Origin of the sequence: Labilithrix sp. (genome assembly GCA_019637155.1) — a bacterium.
Taxonomy (GTDB): Bacteria; Myxococcota_A; Polyangia; order Polyangiales; family Polyangiaceae; genus Labilithrix.
In genome coordinates, this window is sequence record JAHBWE010000002.1 from 1 (window position 1) to 18,307 (window position 18,307).

An 18,307-nucleotide genomic window follows, 5' to 3' on the forward strand; every position below is an offset into this window, starting at 1 on the left:
TCCGCCTCCGCCGCCGCCGGAGGACGCCGGCTCGCCGCCTCCGCCGCCGCCTCCTCCGGCGGATGCGGGGTCGGGCGCTGACGCGGGCTCCGGACCGAACAGCGGTGGTGAAGGCCCCGGCACCGAGGAGCCGCCGCCGGAGGAGCCTTCGGGCAAGAAGCCGAAGAAGCCGACGACCAAGCCGTCGGGCACCTCGAGCGGATCGGTCACGATCACGCCGAAGCCGCAGCCGACGCAGGAGACCGAGGAAGGCTGCGCGATGACGCCGGGCTCGCACGGCTCCTCGACGCCGACCTCCGCCGCCCTCGGCCTCGTGGTCGCCGCGACCCTCCTCGCGCGCCGCCGCCGCCGGGACTGAAAAGAGGGCTCGTGGTGGCGGCGCCGCGCCTCGCGTGTCGCCGCCGCCGAGCGTGAGGAGGAGCGCCCTCGCTACGGCACGACGATGCGGCTCGCGTCGACGGCGCCGAGGCCCTTCAGGTCGAAGGAGGCGTCGGCTGCGTCGTCGGCGCCGGCGGCCCAGGCGGTGCGGCGGGCGCAGATGACCTGGCCTGGGTCGGCCTGCGCCTGGAGGCGGGCGGCGAGGTTCGTCGTCGCGCCGATCGCCGCGAACTCCGTCTTGAAGAGGGAGCCGAGCGAGCCGAGGACGACCGTGCCGGACGCGACGCCGGCGCGGAGCTCGAGCGGCAGGCCCGAGTCGAGCGCGTGCCGCACACGCGTGATGCGGTTGCAGCGCGCGACCAGCTCGCGCGCGAAGGCGAGGCCGCGCTTCTCGTGCTCGTCGCCCTGCGCGATCGCGAGGAGGCCGTCGCCCATGTACGTGAGCGGCTGCACCTTGTGCTTCGCGAGGAGCGGGACGCCGAGCTCGAAGAGCCCTCGCACCGTGTCCATCACCTCCTCGGGCGTCAGCAGCAACGAGCGCGGCGTGAAGCCGACGAGATCGGCGAAGATGATCGTCGCGTCCGCGCGCGTCGTGCGCGCGAGCTCGGCGAGGCGGCGGCCCGAGTAGCGCAGCGCGAGCCGCTCGGAGCGGAGCGCGGGCTCGAGCTCCGCCGCCGCCTCGTCGACGAGGCGCATCCACACCGCGTTGTTCGACTCCATCGCCCGCGCGTACGCGCGCTCGAGCCGCTCGCGCCGATCGTCCGGGTCCTTCGCCGCCCGCGCGTGGAGGATGCGCGACTCGATCTCCGCCTCGCTCACGAAGTCCACCTGCGCCCAGAGCTTCTGCTGCTCCGCGAGCCAGTCGGGCTGATCGAGGACGCTCGGATCGATCTTCGCCTCGTGGAATCGGAGGAGCGAGACGTGGACCGGGAGCGTGAACTGGCGCGTGGAGTCGGAGTCGAGCCAGGCGCGCGCGCGCTCGCGATCGCCGAGCGCCGCGAACGCGCGCGCGAGGGTGAGGCCCGCGTAGCCGCGGAGGTAGTGCGTGTCCTCCGTCACGCCGCGCGCGAGCTCCTCGAGCTTCGCCGCCGCGGGCGCGAGGCGCGGATCGACCGGCACGATCTCCACGAGCGCGGTCGCGAGGAGCGTCTGCATCCGGAGGCGCGTCAGGAGCGGGACGTCGGCCGCGCGATCGAGGACCGCGAGCACCTCCTCCGCGAGCGCGGCGCCCTCCGCCGCCGCGCCGAGCTGCACGTCGAGGCGCACGAGGTGCCCCGCCGAGATCGCGACCCCGATCGGATCGTTCATCGCGCGGCGGCGCGCGACGAGGGCGGTGAGCGTGCGCTTCGCCTCGACCCACGCCCCTTGCCCGATGAGCACCTGGCCGAGCGTGTCCGCGCTGCGGACGAGCGCGACCTCGCCGTCGATCGTGACGAGCGCCTCGCCGATCGCCTCCTCCGCCGGCTCGAGCCGGCCGAGCCGGATGTACGCGGTCGCGAGGAGCTGCTGCGCGCGGGCGTACGTCGCGCGCTCCTCCGCCGGCAACGCCGCGAGCAGCGCGCGCACGCCGCGCACCGCGTCCTCGAGGCCCTCCGGCTTCGCCTCGCGCACGGCGACGCGGAGGCGGAGCAGCTCCGCGACGCGCGCGAACGGGCCGGCCGGCACCTCGCTCGCGAACGCGTCGAGCGCCGCGCGCGCGCCCTTCGGATCGAACGCGAGCTCGCGCGCGTGGGCGGCCGCGAGCGCGCTCTGCCAGTCCGTCGCCGCGGGCGGAGCGGAGGCGGCCTCCTGCTCGCGGAAGAAGCGAGCCTCGGGTCGCTCCACCGCCGCGTCAGGGGCCGCGGCGGATGCCACTCGTGCGGACCATCTGCTCGAGGTCGGCGAAGCGCTGCGCGAGCGCGCGGACGAGCGCGCCCGTCCAGCCGGAGAGGCCGAGGCCCTCGCTCATCGTCGCCTGATCGAGGACGAGCACGGTGACGTCGTCGACCGCCGCCACCGTCGCCGCGCGCGGCTCGTAGAGGATGAGCGCCATCTCGCCGAACGCGTCGCCCGGCTCCATGATCGCGAGCGTCTCCTCCGTCCCGTCCACCGTTCGGTACGCGCGGCAGCGGCCCGCGACGATCATGTACGCGGCGTCGCCCTTGTCGCCTTCGTGGAAGATGATCTCTCCCGCGCGGAACGCCCGGCGCGGGAGGTGGAGGCCGCCGTGGAGGAAGGCGCGCATCGCCTCCTGGAACTCCGCGACCGTCTGGTAGCGCTTCGCGGGCTCGGCCTGCGTCGCCTTCTCCGCGACCATGCGGATGCGGCGCGAGATGCCGATGTTCGAGCAAGCCTCGTCGATCGAGACGATCTCGCCGTTCGCGGCGCGCTTGATGAGCGTGTTCGGGTGCGCGTTCGCGCCGTAGGGGCCGTGCCCGCAGAGGATCTCGAACAGCATCGCGCCGAGGCCGAAGACGTCGGAGCGCTCGTCGACGTCCTTCGGGTTGCCGCGCGCCTGCTCCGGCGCCATGTACTCCGGCGTGCCGACCGGGCCCGGCGCGTTCATGAGCGCGTTGCGACCGGACGCGGGCTCGTTCTTGATCAGCTTCGCGAGGCCCCAGTCCATCAGGTAGACCTGCCCGAAGTCGCCGACCATGATGTTCGCGGGCTTGAGGTCGCGATGCGCGACGCCGCGGTGGTGCGCGTACGCGACCGCGTCGCAGACCTTGAGCAGGATCTCGATCGCGCCCTCGATGCGCTGCACCTCCCCGGGGCGGTACTGCGCGAGCCACTTGTCGAACGAGCGGCCCTGCACGAGCTTCATCGTGAAGTAGGGGATGCCGTTCGGATCGATCGAGAGCTCGTGGACCGGCACGATGTTGGGGTGCTCGAGCTGCCCCGTCATCTGCGCCTCCGCGATGAACGCGTCGCGGTAGAACGCCTTCGTCGCGTAGTCCTTGTCGATGCGCTTCAGCGCGACCTGGCGGAGGAGGTTCCGATCGGTCGCGGGGTGCACGTGGCCCATCGCGCCGCGCGCGAGGGCGCGGTTCAGGACCAGATGAGGAGGGGAGGGGATCTTCTCGGCCGCGATCGCCTGCGGGGAGAGATCGGTCGAGCCCGCGACCGGGATCTGCTCGATGACGCGCACGTAGCTTTCGGCGGCGGTGAAGGCGCCGCTCGGTCGATTCGGCAAGAACGGATTCGTCACGGCAGGGGCTCCTTCCGAGGGATGGCGCATCCTAGCCGGGATCCCCGGCGGGCGTCACTGCGAGCAGACGTTGCCGGCCGGGCGCTTCAAGGTCGCGAAGAGATGGTCGCGGTCGCAGCGCTCGACCTCCCTTCCGCTCGGGCAGCTGCTGACCGTCTTGCACTCGCACTCGATCCCGAACGACGTCTCGGTGAGACAGCACTTATCGTCCGGGGTGAGGTCGAAGACCTCGAGCTCCTCCCAGTTGCACCTCTCGGCGTTGGGTCCGCCTTCGGCGTCGTTGTCGAACGTGCACTTGCACGTGGGGTTGGGGAAGGTCCGCTTGTACGTGCAGGCGAAGTGACCGCAGAGGCAGCCGCCGTCGGCGGTCTCGAAGCAGGAGCCGCCGTCGGTGCTCACCGGCGAGCACTCGCCGCCCCCGCTGGCCGCCGACGCGGAGCAGGTGCAATACCTGCCGCCCTTCGTCAGCGCGCACGTGCGATGCTCGGCGCGATCGCCGAGGCACGCCTCTTCGCACGCATCGTCGATGCACCGCCGGAGCGCGCCGGCGCTGCCGTTCGGCGACCCCGTGCGGACGCGGTTCGCGCAGGCCCTCTCGTCGCCGGCCATGCATTCGGCCACGTCGCGCGCGGCGTTGACGTAGCCGTCCTGGCATCCGCTCGCCTCCGCGCAGCACGCGGTGAGCCGGTCTCCGCAGCTGCCGTAGATGCACTTCGCGCAGTCCGTCGTCTGCGTGCGCGGCGCGTCGCACGAGAACTGCGCCGCGAGCACGCCCGGCGCGCACTCCGTCCGGCACTTCGACTCGATGCACGTCCGGACCTCGTCGCCCTCGGTCGTCTTCCGCGCGCCGCCGAGGAGGGACGAGCAGCGCGTCGAGCCGTTCCCGCACTCGTCGACCGCGCCCATCGTCGTGCCGGTGGTGCTGTAGAACGTCCCGTAGCCCGCCTCGCGGCACGTCTCGACCCCGCAGCACGCGTCGATCTTCGGCTGACACTCCGCGCGCATGCACTTCGCGCACTCGGTCTCGCCGGCGAAGGTGCAGTGCGCGCCGGGCTCGTAGTCGGGCACGAGCAAGACGCAGCCGGCGAGCGGGCCGAGGAAGAGGAGCGACGCGAGCGCGCGCATCAGAAGCGGACCCCGACGCCGCGGTCTCCGACCACGACGCTCTTCTTGCTCGGCACGACGAGCGCGACGATGAGGCCCACCGTCCCGACCCCGAAGGAGATCGTGCTCACCCAGCCGAAGGTGCGCGCGTTCGAGAGCGAGTCGCGGGCCTCGAAGCCGTGACAGTAGCTCCGCTCCTCGATGCAGCCGTCGCCGGCGTCGAGCGCGTTCGTGAGGGTGAGGGCGCCCGTGACGGCGGAGAGCACGAGGCCGCCGAGGCCGACGCCGAGCGCGGCCCAGAAGACGGGGTTCGGCCTCGTCGCGGCGCGCGGGTCGGCGGCGGCGCGCGGCGCGTCGGGCGCGGCGCCGGGCGACTTCTCCCGCGCGAGCGAGGGCGAGAGCGCGGGGACCTCGATGACCTTGCGCTCGCCGGTGCGCACGTCGGCGTGGACGGTGGCCGTCGCGTGGTCCGGCGCGCTCGCGGTGACGACGTGCGCGCCGGGATCGACCGCGGTCGCGACGCCCCACGCCGCGGAGGGGAGCGTGGTCGTGTCGAGCTTCACCTCGATGCCGGTGACGGGATGCGGGACGAGGACGGTGACGCGCGGGACGTCCTTCTCGAGCGCGCCGATGTTCGTCCGCGCGATCTGCTCGCGGTCCTTGCGGTTGTCGCGGAGCGCCATCGCGAGCGCCTCGCGGTACTCGTCGAGCGCGCTCGCGATCTTGCCCTCGCTCGCGTGGCACGACGCGAGGTTCAGGAGCGTGCCGCCGCCGGGATCGAGCCGCTGGCTCTCCTTCAGCTTCGGACACGCCTCCGCGAACCGCTTCTGCTCCATGAGCGCCCGCCCCTCGTCGAAGAGCGCCTGCGCGAGCCGAGCGTCTTGGTCGGAGAAGGCAGGACCCGCGGCGAGCGTGAGCGCGACGCCAAGTGCGGACGCCAGGAAGCGCGCTGGACCCGGGGTGCAGGGGCGAAGCCCCTGCGTTGAAACCTTCACTTCTTCGTGGGAGCCGGCTTCTTGGTCGGGAAGCCGCGCTTCTTCATGAGGGCGTTGGTGTCGACGTCGCGGCCGCGGAAGGCGCGGAAGCCGTCGGCGGGGTCGATCGTGTCGCCGACGCTGAAGACGTTCTTGCGGAGGCGCTCGGCGACGGACTTGTCGTAGGCGCCCTTGCCCTCGGTGAACGCGCCCCACGCGTCGGCGGTGAGCGTGTCGGACCAGAGGTAGCTGTAGTAGCCCGCCGAGTAGCCGTCGCTCGAGAAGACGTGCCCGAACTGCGGCGTGCGGTGGCGCATCACGATCTCGGGCGGCATGTTCATCGCCTTCAGCGTGTCGCGCTCGAACGCCTTCGGGTCGATCGTCTGCTCGCCGGCGAGGTGGAGCTTCATGTCGATGAGCGCGGCGGAGAGGTACTCGACCGTGCCGAAGCCCTGGTTGAAGGTCGACGCCTTCTCGATCTTCGCCGCGAGCTCCTTCGGCATTGGTTTGCCGGTCTTCACGTGGAGCGCGTACGTATTGAGCACTTCGGGGGTGGAGACCCAGTGCTCGAGGAGCTGGGACGGGAACTCGACGTAGTCGCGCGCGACGTGGGTGCCGGCGAGGGTCGGGTAATTCACGTTGGAGGAGAGGCCGTGGAGGGCGTGCCCGAACTCGTGGAAGAGGGTGCGCGCGTCGCTCCAGGAGATGAGGACCGGCTCGCCCTCTTTGCCTTTTACGAAGTTCGAATTGTTGCTGACGATGGTGGTGACCTCGCCCTTGAATTTCTCCTGCGGGCGATAGGCGTTCATCCACGCCCCGGAGCGCTTCCCGGCGCGGGCGTAGGGGTCGAAATACCAGAGTCCGATTTGTTTGTTCGAGGTCTTGTCCGCGACCTCGAAGACGCGGACGTCCGGGTGATGGACCGGCACGTCGGTGACCTGCGTGAACTTGAAATTGAACAGCTCGCCCGCGACCCAGAACATCCCCTCGCGGAGCTTCTCGAGCTGGAGGTAGCTCTTCACCTCGTTCTCGTCGAGGTCGTATTGGGCTTTACGGACCTTCTCCGCGTAAAAGCGATAATCCCACGGCTGGATCTTCGCCTTCGGCTTCTTCGCCGCGGCCATGTCCTTGTCCTTGATCGCCTGCATGTCGGCGACCTCTTTCTTCACCCGGTCCACCGCCGCCGGCCACACGTCCTCCATCAGCTGCATCGCGCGCTCCGGCGTCTTCGCCATCGCGTTCTCGAGGCGCCAGTGCGCGTGGGTCGGGTAGCCGAGGAGCTTCGCGCGCTCGACGCGGAGCTTCAGGACCTGGGTGATGATCTTGTTGTTGTCGTGCGCGTCGCCGTTGTCGCCGCGGTTGACGTAGCTCGTCCACACCTTCTCGCGGAGGTCCTCGCGCGTCGAGTAGGTGAGGAACGGCTCCATCGCCGAGCGCGTGTTGGTGATCGCCCACTTGCCCTTCTGGCCCTTCGCCTCCGCGGCGGCGGCGGCGCCCGCCTTCACCGAGTCCGGCAGCCCCGCGAGGTCCTCCGGCTTCTCGAGGATCAGCGCGTAGCCCTCCTCGTCGGCGAGGACGTTCTGGCTGAAGCTCGTGAAGAGCGACGCGAGCTCCTGGTTGATCGCGGTGAGCCGCGCCTTCGCGGTCTTGTCGAGCTTCGCGCCCGCGCGCACGAGCGAGGTGTAGCGGCGCCAGACGAGGCGCTGCTCCTCCGCCGTGAGCTTGCCCTTCTCCGGCGACTCGTAGACCGCCTCCACGCGCTTGAAGAGCTTCTCGTTCTGCGGGAGCTCGTCGCGGAAGGCGGCGAGCTTCGGCGCCATCTCCTTCTCGATCGCCTTGAACTCGGGGCCGTTCATCGTCGACGCCCAGACGTCGTAGACCGTCTCGACGCGGTCCATCGCGCGGCCGGAGTCCTCGAGCGCGGCGATCGTGTTCGCGAAGGTCGGCGCGCTCGCGTCGTTCGCGATCGCCTCGATCTCCTTCCGCGCCTCGTCCATCGCCGTCTCGAGCGCGGGCTTGAATTCGTCGACCTTCACCTTGTCGAACGCCGGGACGCCGCCGTGCGGACCGCCCCACTTCGCGAGGAGGATGCTGTTGGACTTCGGCATGGCGGTCGGGGGCGGAGGGGTGACGGCGGTGCTCGGGGGAGGAGGCGGCGGCGCGGGGGCCTTGGGCTCCGGGTTGCCGCAGGCGGCGACGAGGACGAGGGCGCCGAGGACGAGGGCGTTACGCATGGCGACGCAGTAGCCCAACTCCGGGCCGGGCCCAAGCTGGTAGGCTGCGGGAAAATGCGTCGCGCCGTCCTTCTCTTCGCCCTCGGATCCGGGGGTTGCGCGGCCGGGCAGGCCGAGGAGCCGCTCCGGATCGTCGTGCCGCCCCAGCCGCCGCCTCCGCCGCCCGCGCCCGTCGCCCTCGCCCCGGTGCCGTCCGCGGTCGTGCCGGTCCCGGTGCAGCCGCTGACGTGCGAGCAAGGGACCGCGTTCCAGGCGAACGACCTCGCGTACTGCGCGTACGCGCAGGCCGACACGTGGGAGGACGCCGAGGAGCGCTGCGTGAAGACGGGCGGCCACCTCGCGTCGATCCCGACGCGCGAGGTGAACGACGCGCTCCATCTCGTGCTCGGCTCGCCGGTGCGCGCCGGACGCGCCGCCTGGATCGGGCTCGAGTCGCCGACGAAATCGAAGGCGGGCTGGAGGTGGAACACCGGCGAGGCGGTGACGGCCGCGAGCTGGAACGCGTCGGAGCCGAACAACTGGGACGGCAACGAGGCGTGCGCGGAGTGGCTCTTCGCGAACGGTCGCTGGAACGACACGCGCTGCAACCTGCAGCAGCCGTTCATCTGCGAGTCGAGCGGTGACAAACCGCTCGCCTGCACCGGCCATCCGGTGACGGGGCTCGGCAGGAGCTACTGCTACGTCGGCCGCGAGGTGACGCACGCCGAGGCGAAGGCGCAGTGCAAGCAGATGGGCGGCCGCCTCGCGACGCCGAAGATCGCGGCCGAGAACGAGGCGCTCAAGAAGGGGATGGCGCAGCGCTTCGAGGTGACGCGCATGTGGATCGGGCTGAACGATCGCGAGACGCGGGGCTCCTGGGAGTGGTCGACCAAGACGCGCGCGCGCTTCACCGCCTGGGAGCCGGGGGAGCCGAACGCGTTCGGCCGCGAGGCGTGCGTCGAGCTCTTCGCCGATCGCTGGACCTGGAACGACCTCGACTGCGAGGTGAAGCTGCCGAGCGTCTGCGAGGGCCCCGCGAAGCAGCCGTGACCCCCACCGCAGGATTGCGGTAACCTCGATCGCTCCGATGCCGCTCGACGACGTTCAACGCGCGCTCTCGACGCTCCTCGATCCGTTCGCGGATCCGGAGGTCGCGAAGGCCGTCCGCGCGCGCTGGCGCGAGGGCGGCAAGCGCGCGGAGGCCACCCAGCTCTCGCCCGAGATCCGCGAGGCGGCCGACGCGCTCGCGGCCGCGCTGCCGGGGCTCACCCACACGGGCGAGGTCGCGGAGCTCGGCGAGATGTTCTCGGAGCCCTCCGCCGAGGTGCTCTTCGCGTGGGTGACCGAGAGCACGTGGCGGCGCGACGCGCTCCTCGCGCAGCTCCTCGACGAGGCCGCCGTGCGCGCCGCGTTCCGCGATCGCGTCCCCGACGTCGCGCGCCGTCGCGTGGTCGAAGGTCCGCTCGCCGACGCGCTCCGCGCCGCGCCGCTCCTCGGCGACGGCGCCATCCTCGCGCTCCCCGAGAACGCGGAGGCCCGCGCGCGCCTCGAGATCCTCTTCTGGGAGGCCGGCGCGAGCGCGTTCGAGGTGCCCGAGCTCGCGAAGTGGCTCTGGGGCTCGCACGAGACGTTCGAGATCATGATCCGCGGCCCCGCGCGCGGCGCGCTCCGCGGTCGCGTCCTCGCCGCGCGCACCCTCGAGGTCAGCGTGCGCGGCCTCTCGCCCGCCACCGATCAGGAGCTGATCGGCAAGACGCTCCAGGTCTTGCAGCCGCTCTTGCTCCATCCCGAGCCGCTCGTGTGGGTCCACGCCGCGCGCGCGCTCGGCCGGATGATCGGGCCGCTCGAGCAGCTCCAGGGCACGATCCTCGACTGGGTCCTCGGCCCGTCGCAGCTGCTCCGCCAGCGCGCGATGACCGCGCTGGCGGCCCTCCCGCGAGAGCGCTTCAACCTCCTCGCCGGCCAGCTCATCACGATCATGGACTCGCCGCAGGAGGACGCGTGGGTCCTCGCCGCGATCGCGGCCGCGACGCCGTACCTCTTCTTCGAGCGCCGCGACCTCTGGGATCGCCTCGCGGTGCGGATCCTCCGCGGCGACGGCGGCGCGATCGGCGCGCGCGCGCTCGCGCGCGGCCTCGCGACGATCTGGCGCCGCGGCACCCATCGCCGCGAGATCGAGGAGCCGCTCCTCGCGCTCCGCGAGCAGGCCCGCTCCGTGCGCGCGGCCGACGTCGACGAGGCGCGCCGCTGGATCGAGGTCATCGCCGTCACCGACGTCGTCGACGGCGCGGAGCGCGATCCGCTCGACCTCGAGCTCGGGCTCGAGAACCTCGTCCGCCTCGCGGCGCAGTACGACGACGAAGAGGCCGACGCGCGCGCCTCGCGCTTCGCGGTCTCGCTCGCGCCGACCTTCGGCGAAGCGCGCCGCATCGCGCTCGGCACCGGCTCGCTCCGCCATCGCTCCGCGGCGGTGAACGCGGTCGAAGGCTGCGCGCGCGCGTTCGCGCTCCGGCTCTGGGGTCCGCTCCTCGCGACGAGCCCGGGCGGCGGCGATCCGATCGAGGCGCCCGATCTCGAGGAGACATGGAAGACGATCGCGCGCGCGCCGGCGGAGATCCTCGATCTGATCAAGGAGCGGCGCGCGGGCGGCGACGGCGACACCGTCCCGCTCGAGGTCCTCGCGATCCGGCTCGGCGGTTACGCGCTCGACGCCTGCGGCGAGGACACCGACTTGGGGCCCGGCCGCGGCCCGACCGCGCACGACACGTGTCAGTGGCTCCGCAAGATCGACGGCCTCGCCGACGGCACGCGCGAGCTCCCGAAGCCGCTCCGGAGCGCGCTCTCTTCTTTGTTCTGGCGCCTCGTCGACACGACGCGCGGCACCGCGCTCGGCGAGGTCGACGACGTGCACTGGCTCGGTCCGTTCGCGGCGTGGTGGGCGCTCGTCATCGATCGCCCCGCGATGCTGCTCCAGCTCGCGACCGCCCTCCCGATGATGGACGTCGGCGCGCTCCAGCGCTGCTGCGACCACGCCGACGCGCTCCGCACCGCGGTCTCCTCCGGCGAGGAGTTCGGGCAGTGGGGCCACAAGGCCGCGCCCAGCCTCGAGGAGCTCCACGCCGTCGACACCGAGCTCACGCACGCGCTCGCGGGCCTCTCGCGCGCGCTCGCGGCGTTCGCGCCCGCGTCGGGCAAGAACGAGAACCTCGAGGCGATGTGCCTCGACCTCGTCCTCGCCGCCGATCGCCTGCAGTCCGCGCTCGCGGATCCGGTGCGCGCGCTCCACCCCGCGACCGCGGACGGCGGCGACGACACGCTCCGCCGCGGGCAGACCGAGAACGCGCCGCGCGTCGCGGGCCTCGTCGCCCGCGCGATCCGCGCGCGCGAGCTTTCGATGCTCGACGTGTGGTTCGCGTCGCTCGGCCCCGTCACCTCCGCGCTCCTCGAGCAGGCCGTGCGCGGCGCGATCGGCCGCACGCCGCCGCCGCCGCCCGCGCCGAAGAAGGCGGAGGCGCAGATCATCGCGGGCTACGAGCTCGTGAAGAACCTCGGCGAAGGCGGCATCGGGACGGTGTGGCTCGTGCGCAAGCCGGGCGCCGATCGCTTCTTCGTCCTCAAGATCCCGAAGGCGGAGGCGCTCCAGAACGCGACCGAGACCGAGCGCGCCGGCATCCTCGCGTCGTTCCAGGAGGAGGCGAAGGCGCTCGCCGGCCTCTACCACCCGAACGTCGCGAACATCATCGATCGCGGCGTCATCGAGAACGTGCCGTACCTCGTCCTCGAGTACCTCATCGGCGCGGACCTGAAGCAGTACTCGGGCGCGCGGCTGATGACGCTCTTCGAGCTCCGCCAGGTCGTGCTCGAGACGTGCGCCGGCCTCGCCGCGCTCCACGCCGCCGGCCTCGTCCATCGCGACATCAAGCCGGCGAACCTCTGGCTCCGCCTCCCGCTCCAGGGCGGCGAGCGCTTCGAGGCCGACAAGCACCGCGACCCCGCGCACGCGACGCCGCTCGCCACCGTCGTCATCGACTTCGGCATGGTGCGCGCGATCCGCGTGCCGGCCGAGGTCGGCGGCCGCTTCGTCGCCGGCACCGCGGGCTACATCGCGCCGGAGCAGGTGCTCGATCCGGTGGAGCTCGATCCGCGCTCGGACGTCTACGCCCTCGCCGGCACGATCTACAACGTGACGACGGGCAAGGCGTTCTTCGACGACGTCGAGAACCCGCGCGACCGCATCATCGCCCACATGCGCCGCGATCCCTTCGAGGAGAGCGAGCGGCTCAAGTCGTACCCGGCCGCGGTCGCCAAGCTCCTCCGCGCCGCGGTCGCGAAGGAGCCGAAGGACCGCCCGCACCCGCTCGAGTTCGGCCGCGAGTTCGTCGCCGCGCTCTGAGCCGCCGCGCGCGGGATCGCGACCACGCCCATGTCGTCCGCTGCGCCGCCGCGATCGGTCGTGACGATGCTCGCGGTCGGCGCCGGGCTCGCCGCGGCGTCGCTCTACTACAACCAGCCGATGCTCGCCGCGCTCGCGCGCGACCTCGGCGCGACGCCTTCGCTCATCGGCCTCGTGCCGACGCTCACGCAGCTCGGCTACGCGACGGGGATCCTCGCCTTCGCGCCGCTCGGCGATCGGCTCGATCGCCGGCGCGTCATCCTCGTGAAGTGCGTCGCGCTCGCGGCCGTCCTCGCCGTCGCCGCGCTCGCGCCGAACGCGCCGGTGATGATCGCGGCGAGCTTCGCGCTCGGCCTCGCCGCGACGACCGCGCAGGACCTCGTCCCGGCCGCGGCCGCGATCGCGCCGGCGGAGTCGCGCGGCCGCGTCGTCGGCATGGTGATGACGGGGCTCTTGCTCGGCATCCTCCTCTCGCGCGTCGTGAGCGGCGCGGTGAGCCAATACGCGTCGTGGCGCGCCGTCTTCGGCGGCGCGGCGGGGGCGGTGGTGCTCCTCTTCGCGCTGCTCGCGTGGCGCCTGCCGTCGTTCCCCCCCGCGACCGATCGCTCGTACGTCGCGCTCCTCGCCTCGATCGGCGCGCTCGTTCGTGACCTGGCGCCGCTCCGCCGCGCCGCGCTCGCGCAGGCGCTCCTCAGCTTCGCGTTCAGCGGCTTCTGGTCGACCCTCGCGCTCGGCCTCGACGCGGCGCCGTTCCACCTCTCGAGCACGGTCGCGGGCGCGTTCGGGATCGCGGGCGCGGCGGGCGCGCTCGCCGCTCCGCTCGCGGGCGCCGCGAGCGACAAGCGCGGTCCGGAGTCGGTCGCGCGCGCCGGCGCGCTCGTGTGCCTCGCGTCGTTCGGCGCGATGGCCGCGCTCGCCGAGTCGCTCGTGGCGCTCGCGGTCGGCACGGTGGCGTTCGACGCGGGCGCGCAGTCGAGCCTCATCGCGCATCAGACGATCATCTACGCGCAAGATCCCGCCGCGCGGAGCCGCCTCAACGCGGTGCTCGTGAGCGGCATGTTCGTGGGGATGGCGAGCGGCGCCTTCACCGCGTCGCGCGTCTTCGCGGCGTGGGGGCTCCGCGGCGTGCTCGTGCTGTGCGCGGGCGCGTCGGGCGTCGCGCTGCTGGTGCGGAGGCGTTGAGTCAGGGCGCGCCCGCGTCGTCGCAGTGGCACTTCGGTCCGGGCCCGGCGTCGGCGCTCCGCACGAAGCTCACGCCGCAGTGGGGATCGCACAGCTTGCGGACGAGGCGGAACGTGTAGACGTACTGGAGCGAGCACTTCGATGGAACCTTGCGGTTGCACGTCGAGCCGTCGCCGTAGTCGCGAAGGTAGGAGATCCTCACCCGGTCGCTCGTGCGCTCGATCACGTGGTGCTGCGTCCTCGTCTCGTAGGTCGGGCACTGCGAGCCGAGGCCCTGGATCGAGAACGCCGACGACTTCGGCTCGGGCGGCGGGGCGAGCACGATGTCGGAGCGCGCGCCGCCGAAGCCGCCCTTCTTCGGGAGCGGGAGCGGGAAGTTGCCGGTGACGCGCTCGGCGCCGGACTTGTCGCGCCAGATCTTCATCGGCACGAACATCGTCACCGTCGCCGGCGCGAGGGGAGCCCCGCCGTCGGGCGCGGTGCACGTGTCGCGGAGCACCTCGGTCGTGACCTCGTAGTCGCCCGAAGGCAGCGGCGGCGCGGCGACCTCGGCGATCTCCGCCGCGGCGTCGGGGCCGGCCTCGGCGACGTCGGCGGGCGGCGCCGCGTCGATGACGACGACGACGGGCGCGACGGCGGGCTTCGGGTCGTGACCGCCGCACGCGACGAACCCGGCGGCCGGGCCGAGCGCGACGGCGGCGGCGAGGACGGCGCGGGCCATCCGTGCAGCGTACATGCTCAGCGGAGCGGGAACGGCGTGAGCACGAAGTCCTTGCCGCCGGCGTGGCAGCCCGCGCAGAGCGGCTTGCCCTGGCCCTCGATCGAGTGGCGGCCGGGCGTCACGTCGAAGGTCTCGTACCAGTACCAGCCGCCGCCGCCTTCGCTCGCCGGCTTCGTCTTCACGTAGGCCGCCCAGCCCGTCACCTCGCCGTCGCGGAGGAACTCCTTCACCGCCGCCGATCCCTCCGGGTGCTCCGCCGCGCCCGCCTCGAGCGACGCCTCGAGCGTGGGGTTCACGAACGTGAGCACCGACGACGCGTGCGGCCCGGTCGAGGGATGGGCGGCGGACTCCTTCGGCCACGAGGCGTAGGCCTTCGTGTGGAGCCACGCGTTCATGCCGGCCGCGTCGCCGGGGACCTCGGTCGTCGTGCTCGTCTCGGGCGGCGGCGTCGCGGCATCGTCGTCACCGGTGCACGCGGCGAGGAGGACGGCGGCGAAGGCGGAACGGAGGTGCATGGATCGATCTACGCCGTATACCGGTCGCGGTTTCGCCGGTCACCGCCGTTTGACAGGTCGTTCGGCCGGTGTCAGTTAAATCGGGCGCGCTTCGAGGGCTCCCCGAGCCCGAGCCGATGCGCGGGTTGACGGCGCGCCGTCGGGGGCGCGATCGTGGCGCATGCAATTCGATCTCGTCGCGATCGCGCGCGACGTCGCCGAGCGCGAAGGGTTCGTCGTGAAGTTCCCGCCGGGCGCGGAGGCGCTCCGCGAGCCGTACGACGGCGGCGACGCGTCGATCGTCGACGAGCGAGCGCTGCTCTGGTCGTCGATCGACAACCGTGAGTCCACCGACCTCGATCAGATCGAGGTCGCGGAGCGGCTCGAGGGCGGCGTCATCCGCGTGAAGCTCGGCATCGCGGACGTCGACGCCTTCGTGCCGCGCGGCGCGGCGCTCGACCTCCACGCCGGGCAGAACACGACCTCGCTCTACGCCGGCATCGCGACGTTCCCGATGTTGCCCGACGACCTGTCGAGCGGCGCGTCCTCGCTCCTCGAAGATCAGGAGCGGCTCGCGGTCGTCACGCAGATCGACGTCGCCGCCGACGGGCAGGTCGTCGGGGCGAAGATCTACCGCGCGAGGGTCAAGAACCACGCGAAGCTCGTCTACGACGACGTCGGCGCGTGGCTCGAGGAGCGCGGGCCCGGCCCGAAGGACGAGCGCATCGCGGCGCAGGTGAAGCTCCACGACGAGGCGGCGCAGCGGCTCCGGAGGCGGCGCATCGATCACGGCGCGCTCCAGCTCGAGACGACGGAGGCGCGCGCGGTCGCGAAGGACGGCGAGGTCGTCGACCTCAAGCTGACGCTGAAGAGCCGCGCGCGCGAGCTGGTCGAGGACCTGATGATCGCGGCGAACGGCGCGACCGCGCGCTGGCTCGAGGAGCACAAGTTCGCCTCGATCCGGCGCATCGTCCGGAAGCCGCGGCGCTGGGACCGCATCGTCAGCCTCGCCGCCGGCTTCGACGTGAAGCTGCCGGAGGAGGCGAACGCGCTCGCGCTCGCGGAGTTCCTCGCCGATCGCCGCGCGAAGGACCCGAAGCGCTTCGCCGACGTGTCGCTCTCGGTCGTGAAGCTGATGGGCCCCGGCGAATACGCGGTCGCCGATCCCGACTCGCCCGAGAGCCACTTCGGCCTCGCGGTCGACGACTACGCGCACTCGACCGCGCCGAACCGCCGCTACGGCGACCTCGTCACGCAGCGGCTCTTGAAGGTGTGCGCGCGCGGAGACGCGCCCCCCTACTCCGCGAAGGAGCTCCTCCCGATCGCGGAGCGATGCAGCGAGCGCGAGGACCACGCCCGGAAGTTCGAGCGCACGATGCGGAAGGTCGGCGCCGCGCTGTTCCTGTCGCGCCGCATCGGCGGGACGTTCGACGCCGTCGTCACCGGCGTGAACAAGAACGGCACCTTCGTGCGCCTCCTCGATCCGCCGGCGGAGGGACGCGTCGTCGCGGGCGAGGCCGGGCTCGACGTCGGCGATCGGACGCGGGTGAAGCTCGTCGCGACCGAGCCGAAGCGCGGCTTCATCGACTTCGTGCGCGTCTAACGGAGCTTCGTCGGCGTGACGGTGAGCTCGTAGCGGCGCTTGTCGTCGTCGACGCTCACGACGAGGGTGGCCTTGCCGAGCGGCGCGAGCGCGGTGCCGTGCGTCGTCAGCTTGCGGATCGCGCTCCCCTCCATCGTGCTCATCTCGAGCTCGACGTCGACGAGCACGTCCTCGGTGCCGGCGAGCCCCTGCGGGTGCGCCTTCACCTTGAGGCCGACGTCCTGCCGCGGCGGCGTCGCGGGGGCGGGGCCCGACGGCGGGACGAGCGGCACGTTCCGGCCCACCGTCACCTCGCCGGTGTGGTTCGATGTAATGTTCACGGAAAAACTGGTAGGCCCGACAATGGCGTCTTTCGGATCTTTCGGTGTAAGGACGAAGTCGTAGCGGTGGACGTGGAGCGTCTCGTCGCCGTGCCAGCGCGGGCCGGCGGGCGAGGGCGGCGGCACCGGCGCGCTCGTGAGCGTGGGCGGCGTGCTCGCGACGGCGCGGGGCGGGGGAGGCGATGCCTGCTGGCATCCGAGGGAGAGCGAGGTGACGAAGAGGGACGTGATCAGACCGAGCTTCATGGCGCCGCGCCCATGCAACGACGGGGCCGCGGCGAAGTGGACGAAGAGCCGCGTGCTGTCGGCTCGTCTCGCCGCGTGTCTCTCGGCGCGGCGTGCCAATCTGACGGAGCGCGCCTTCGCGCGTGCAATTTCGTCAGGTGGCTCAGGACGTCGGCGGATCTCGTCGGTCCGCTTCGCCTTGGATGCATGCAAGACCCTCGGCTTCGTGCCGGCTGAGCACGAGGTTCTCCAGGTCGATGAACGTCCAGTCGAGGGCGTTCAACTTGGCGTTGAGCGCCTGAATCTCCGCGTCGCGCGCGCGGAGCTCCTCGTCCTGGGCCTCCACCTTGGCCCTGAGCGTGGAGACGATCTCCACCATCGCTTCGAGGGTGGAGAGGACGCGTTCACTCCGGCGAAACAGCTCGCGTTCGGCCTCCGCCTTCGCGCTGAGGACGGCGATGGCATCCAACACATCCTGAATCGTCGGCTCGCTCATGGCTCTAAGAGTATGCCGCAACGCGGCGCCGAGATCCAAGAAGCGGCCGCGAGCGAAGGAGCGGGCCTTCGCGCGTGCAATTTCGGCAGGCGACTCGGTAGAGTCGCGGGCGATGGAGACCCAGCGCTTGCGTCAGCTCTGTCTCGTCGTCGAGACGGGCGGGCTGCGCGAGGCGGCGCGGCTCCTCGGCATCTCGCACAGCGGGCTCTCGAAGAGCATCAAGGCGCTCGAGGACGAGCTCGGCGTCGCGCTCTTCGCGCCGAGCGGGCGCGGCGTGGTGGTGACCGACACGGGGCGCCGCGTCTACGAGGCGGCGCGGCGCGTGCTCGCGCAGACGGACGACCTCGCGAGCGTGGCGCGCGGCGAGGCGCCGGCCGCGCGCCCGCTCCGCATCGCGACGTTCGAGGTGTTCTCGACCTACTTCGCGGGCGAGCTCGTCGCGCGCGCGTTCGGGGATCGTCCGATCGCGCTGCGCGAGCGGGTGCCGGGCGCGATCGAGGAGGCGCTCGCGGACGACGCCGCCGACGTCGGCATCACGTACGTGCCGATGCCGCGCGTCGAGATCGACTACCTGAAGGTGACGTCGATGGAGATGGGCATCTTCGGCCGCCCCGACTTCGCGTCCGTGCCGATCGCGAAGCTCCCGTTCTGCGCGCCGGCGATCCCGCTCACCGGCGTCGCGACCGCGATGCGCGGGCTCGACGGCTGGCCCGACGAGCGCGTGCCGCGCACGGTCCGCTACGCGCTCGACATGCTCGAGTCGGCGCTCGACCTGGCGCGGCGCGGCCTCGGCGTCCTCTACGCGCCGGCGTTCGTCGTCGCGCTCCACAACCGGACCGTGAACGCGCGCCACGCGCTCCACGCGCTGCCGCTGCCGAAGGGGATCGACGCGAGCGTGCGCCGCCGCGACGTCTTCGTCGTGAAGCGGCGGTCGACGGAGGAGAGCGCGGACATCAAGAAGATCGCGCGCGCGCTGCGCGAGGTCTGCTCGCTCGCGCCTTCTCCTTGAGCACGGTT

General features: G+C 72.2%; 15 protein-coding genes. 6 read left to right on the forward strand and 9 right to left on the reverse strand.

Annotation, left to right across the window (positions count from 1 at the left end):
* Window positions 1-358, forward strand: a 358-nt coding sequence (locus KF837_03900; GenBank protein MBX3226425.1) for an MYXO-CTERM sorting domain-containing protein, incomplete at its 5' end; no start/stop codon positions are given.
* A 71-nt stretch (window positions 359-429) separates the two neighbouring features.
* On the opposite strand, the gene KF837_03905 is transcribed toward KF837_03900, so the two are convergent.
* The 5 genes from KF837_03905 to KF837_03925 form a co-directional block, all read right to left on the reverse strand.
* The gene (locus KF837_03905) at window positions 430-2,232 is read right to left on the reverse strand and encodes an adenylate/guanylate cyclase domain-containing protein (protein ID MBX3226426.1); all 1,803 of its coding nucleotides are present in this window, start codon (window positions 2,230-2,232) and stop codon (window positions 430-432) included.
* On the reverse strand, window positions 2,210-3,565 hold the full coding sequence (locus tag KF837_03910) for a protein kinase (protein ID MBX3226427.1): 1,356 nt from the start codon (window positions 3,563-3,565) through the stop codon (window positions 2,210-2,212). The genes KF837_03905 and KF837_03910 overlap by 23 nt, the downstream gene beginning before the upstream one ends.
* A 54-nt stretch (window positions 3,566-3,619) precedes the next feature.
* A complete protein-coding gene (locus KF837_03915; protein ID MBX3226428.1) occupies window positions 3,620-4,690 on the reverse strand; it encodes a hypothetical protein in 1,071 nt (356 codons plus the stop codon).
* Window positions 4,690-5,505 carry a tetratricopeptide repeat protein gene (locus tag KF837_03920; protein MBX3226429.1) on the reverse strand — a complete coding sequence of 272 codons (816 nt, stop codon included), beginning with the start codon at window positions 5,503-5,505 and terminating at the stop codon, window positions 4,690-4,692. The genes KF837_03915 and KF837_03920 overlap by 1 nt, the downstream gene beginning before the upstream one ends.
* A gap of 155 nt (window positions 5,506-5,660) precedes the next feature.
* On the reverse strand, window positions 5,661-7,877 hold the full coding sequence (locus KF837_03925; GenBank protein MBX3226430.1) for a M3 family metallopeptidase: 2,217 nt from the start codon (window positions 7,875-7,877) through the stop codon (window positions 5,661-5,663).
* Window positions 7,878-7,931: 54 nt separating this feature from the next.
* Here KF837_03925 and KF837_03930 point away from each other — a divergent pair, with 54 nt between their 5' ends.
* Genes KF837_03930 through KF837_03940 form a run of 3 tightly spaced genes read left to right on the forward strand, consistent with a single transcriptional unit; the run spans window position 7,932 to window position 13,431 of the window.
* Window positions 7,932-8,906, forward strand: a complete 975-nt coding sequence (locus KF837_03930) for a hypothetical protein (GenBank protein MBX3226431.1) — start codon at window positions 7,932-7,934, stop codon at window positions 8,904-8,906.
* Window positions 8,907-8,943: 37 nt separating this feature from the next.
* Window positions 8,944-12,249, forward strand: a complete 3,306-nt coding sequence (locus KF837_03935) for a serine/threonine protein kinase (GenBank protein ID MBX3226432.1) — start codon at window positions 8,944-8,946, stop codon at window positions 12,247-12,249.
* A gap of 30 nt (window positions 12,250-12,279) precedes the next feature.
* Window positions 12,280-13,431 (forward strand): MFS transporter, encoded by a 1,152-nt coding sequence (locus tag KF837_03940; protein ID MBX3226433.1) that lies wholly within the window; start codon window positions 12,280-12,282, stop codon window positions 13,429-13,431.
* Between the two features lies 1 nt (window position 13,432).
* Here KF837_03940 and KF837_03945 read toward each other — a convergent pair whose 3' ends face one another.
* Window positions 13,433-14,152 carry a hypothetical protein gene (locus KF837_03945; protein MBX3226434.1) on the reverse strand — a complete coding sequence of 240 codons (720 nt, stop codon included), beginning with the start codon at window positions 14,150-14,152 and terminating at the stop codon, window positions 13,433-13,435.
* 17 nt (window positions 14,153-14,169) lie between these two features.
* Entirely contained in the window at window positions 14,170-14,667 is a 498-nt protein-coding gene (locus KF837_03950) for a hypothetical protein (GenBank protein ID MBX3226435.1), read from the reverse strand.
* Window positions 14,668-14,827: 160 nt separating this feature from the next.
* Between KF837_03950 and KF837_03955 the strand changes: the two genes are divergently transcribed.
* Window positions 14,828-16,249: an RNB domain-containing ribonuclease gene (locus KF837_03955; GenBank protein ID MBX3226436.1), complete on the forward strand. Its 1,422-nt coding sequence runs from the start codon at window positions 14,828-14,830 to the stop codon at window positions 16,247-16,249.
* Here KF837_03955 and KF837_03960 read toward each other — a convergent pair.
* Window positions 16,246-16,815 carry a hypothetical protein gene (locus tag KF837_03960; GenBank protein ID MBX3226437.1) on the reverse strand — a complete coding sequence of 190 codons (570 nt, stop codon included), beginning with the start codon at window positions 16,813-16,815 and terminating at the stop codon, window positions 16,246-16,248. The genes KF837_03955 and KF837_03960 overlap by 4 nt on opposite strands.
* A gap of 142 nt (window positions 16,816-16,957) precedes the next feature.
* Window positions 16,958-17,290, reverse strand: coding sequence for a hypothetical protein (locus tag KF837_03965; protein ID MBX3226438.1), 333 nt, complete (start codon window positions 17,288-17,290; stop codon window positions 16,958-16,960).
* A 112-nt stretch (window positions 17,291-17,402) separates the two neighbouring features.
* Here KF837_03965 and KF837_03970 point away from each other — a divergent pair, with 112 nt between their 5' ends.
* Window positions 17,403-18,299, forward strand: a complete 897-nt coding sequence (locus KF837_03970) for a LysR family transcriptional regulator (GenBank protein MBX3226439.1) — start codon at window positions 17,403-17,405, stop codon at window positions 18,297-18,299.
* Window positions 18,300-18,307: the final 8 nt, after the last annotated feature.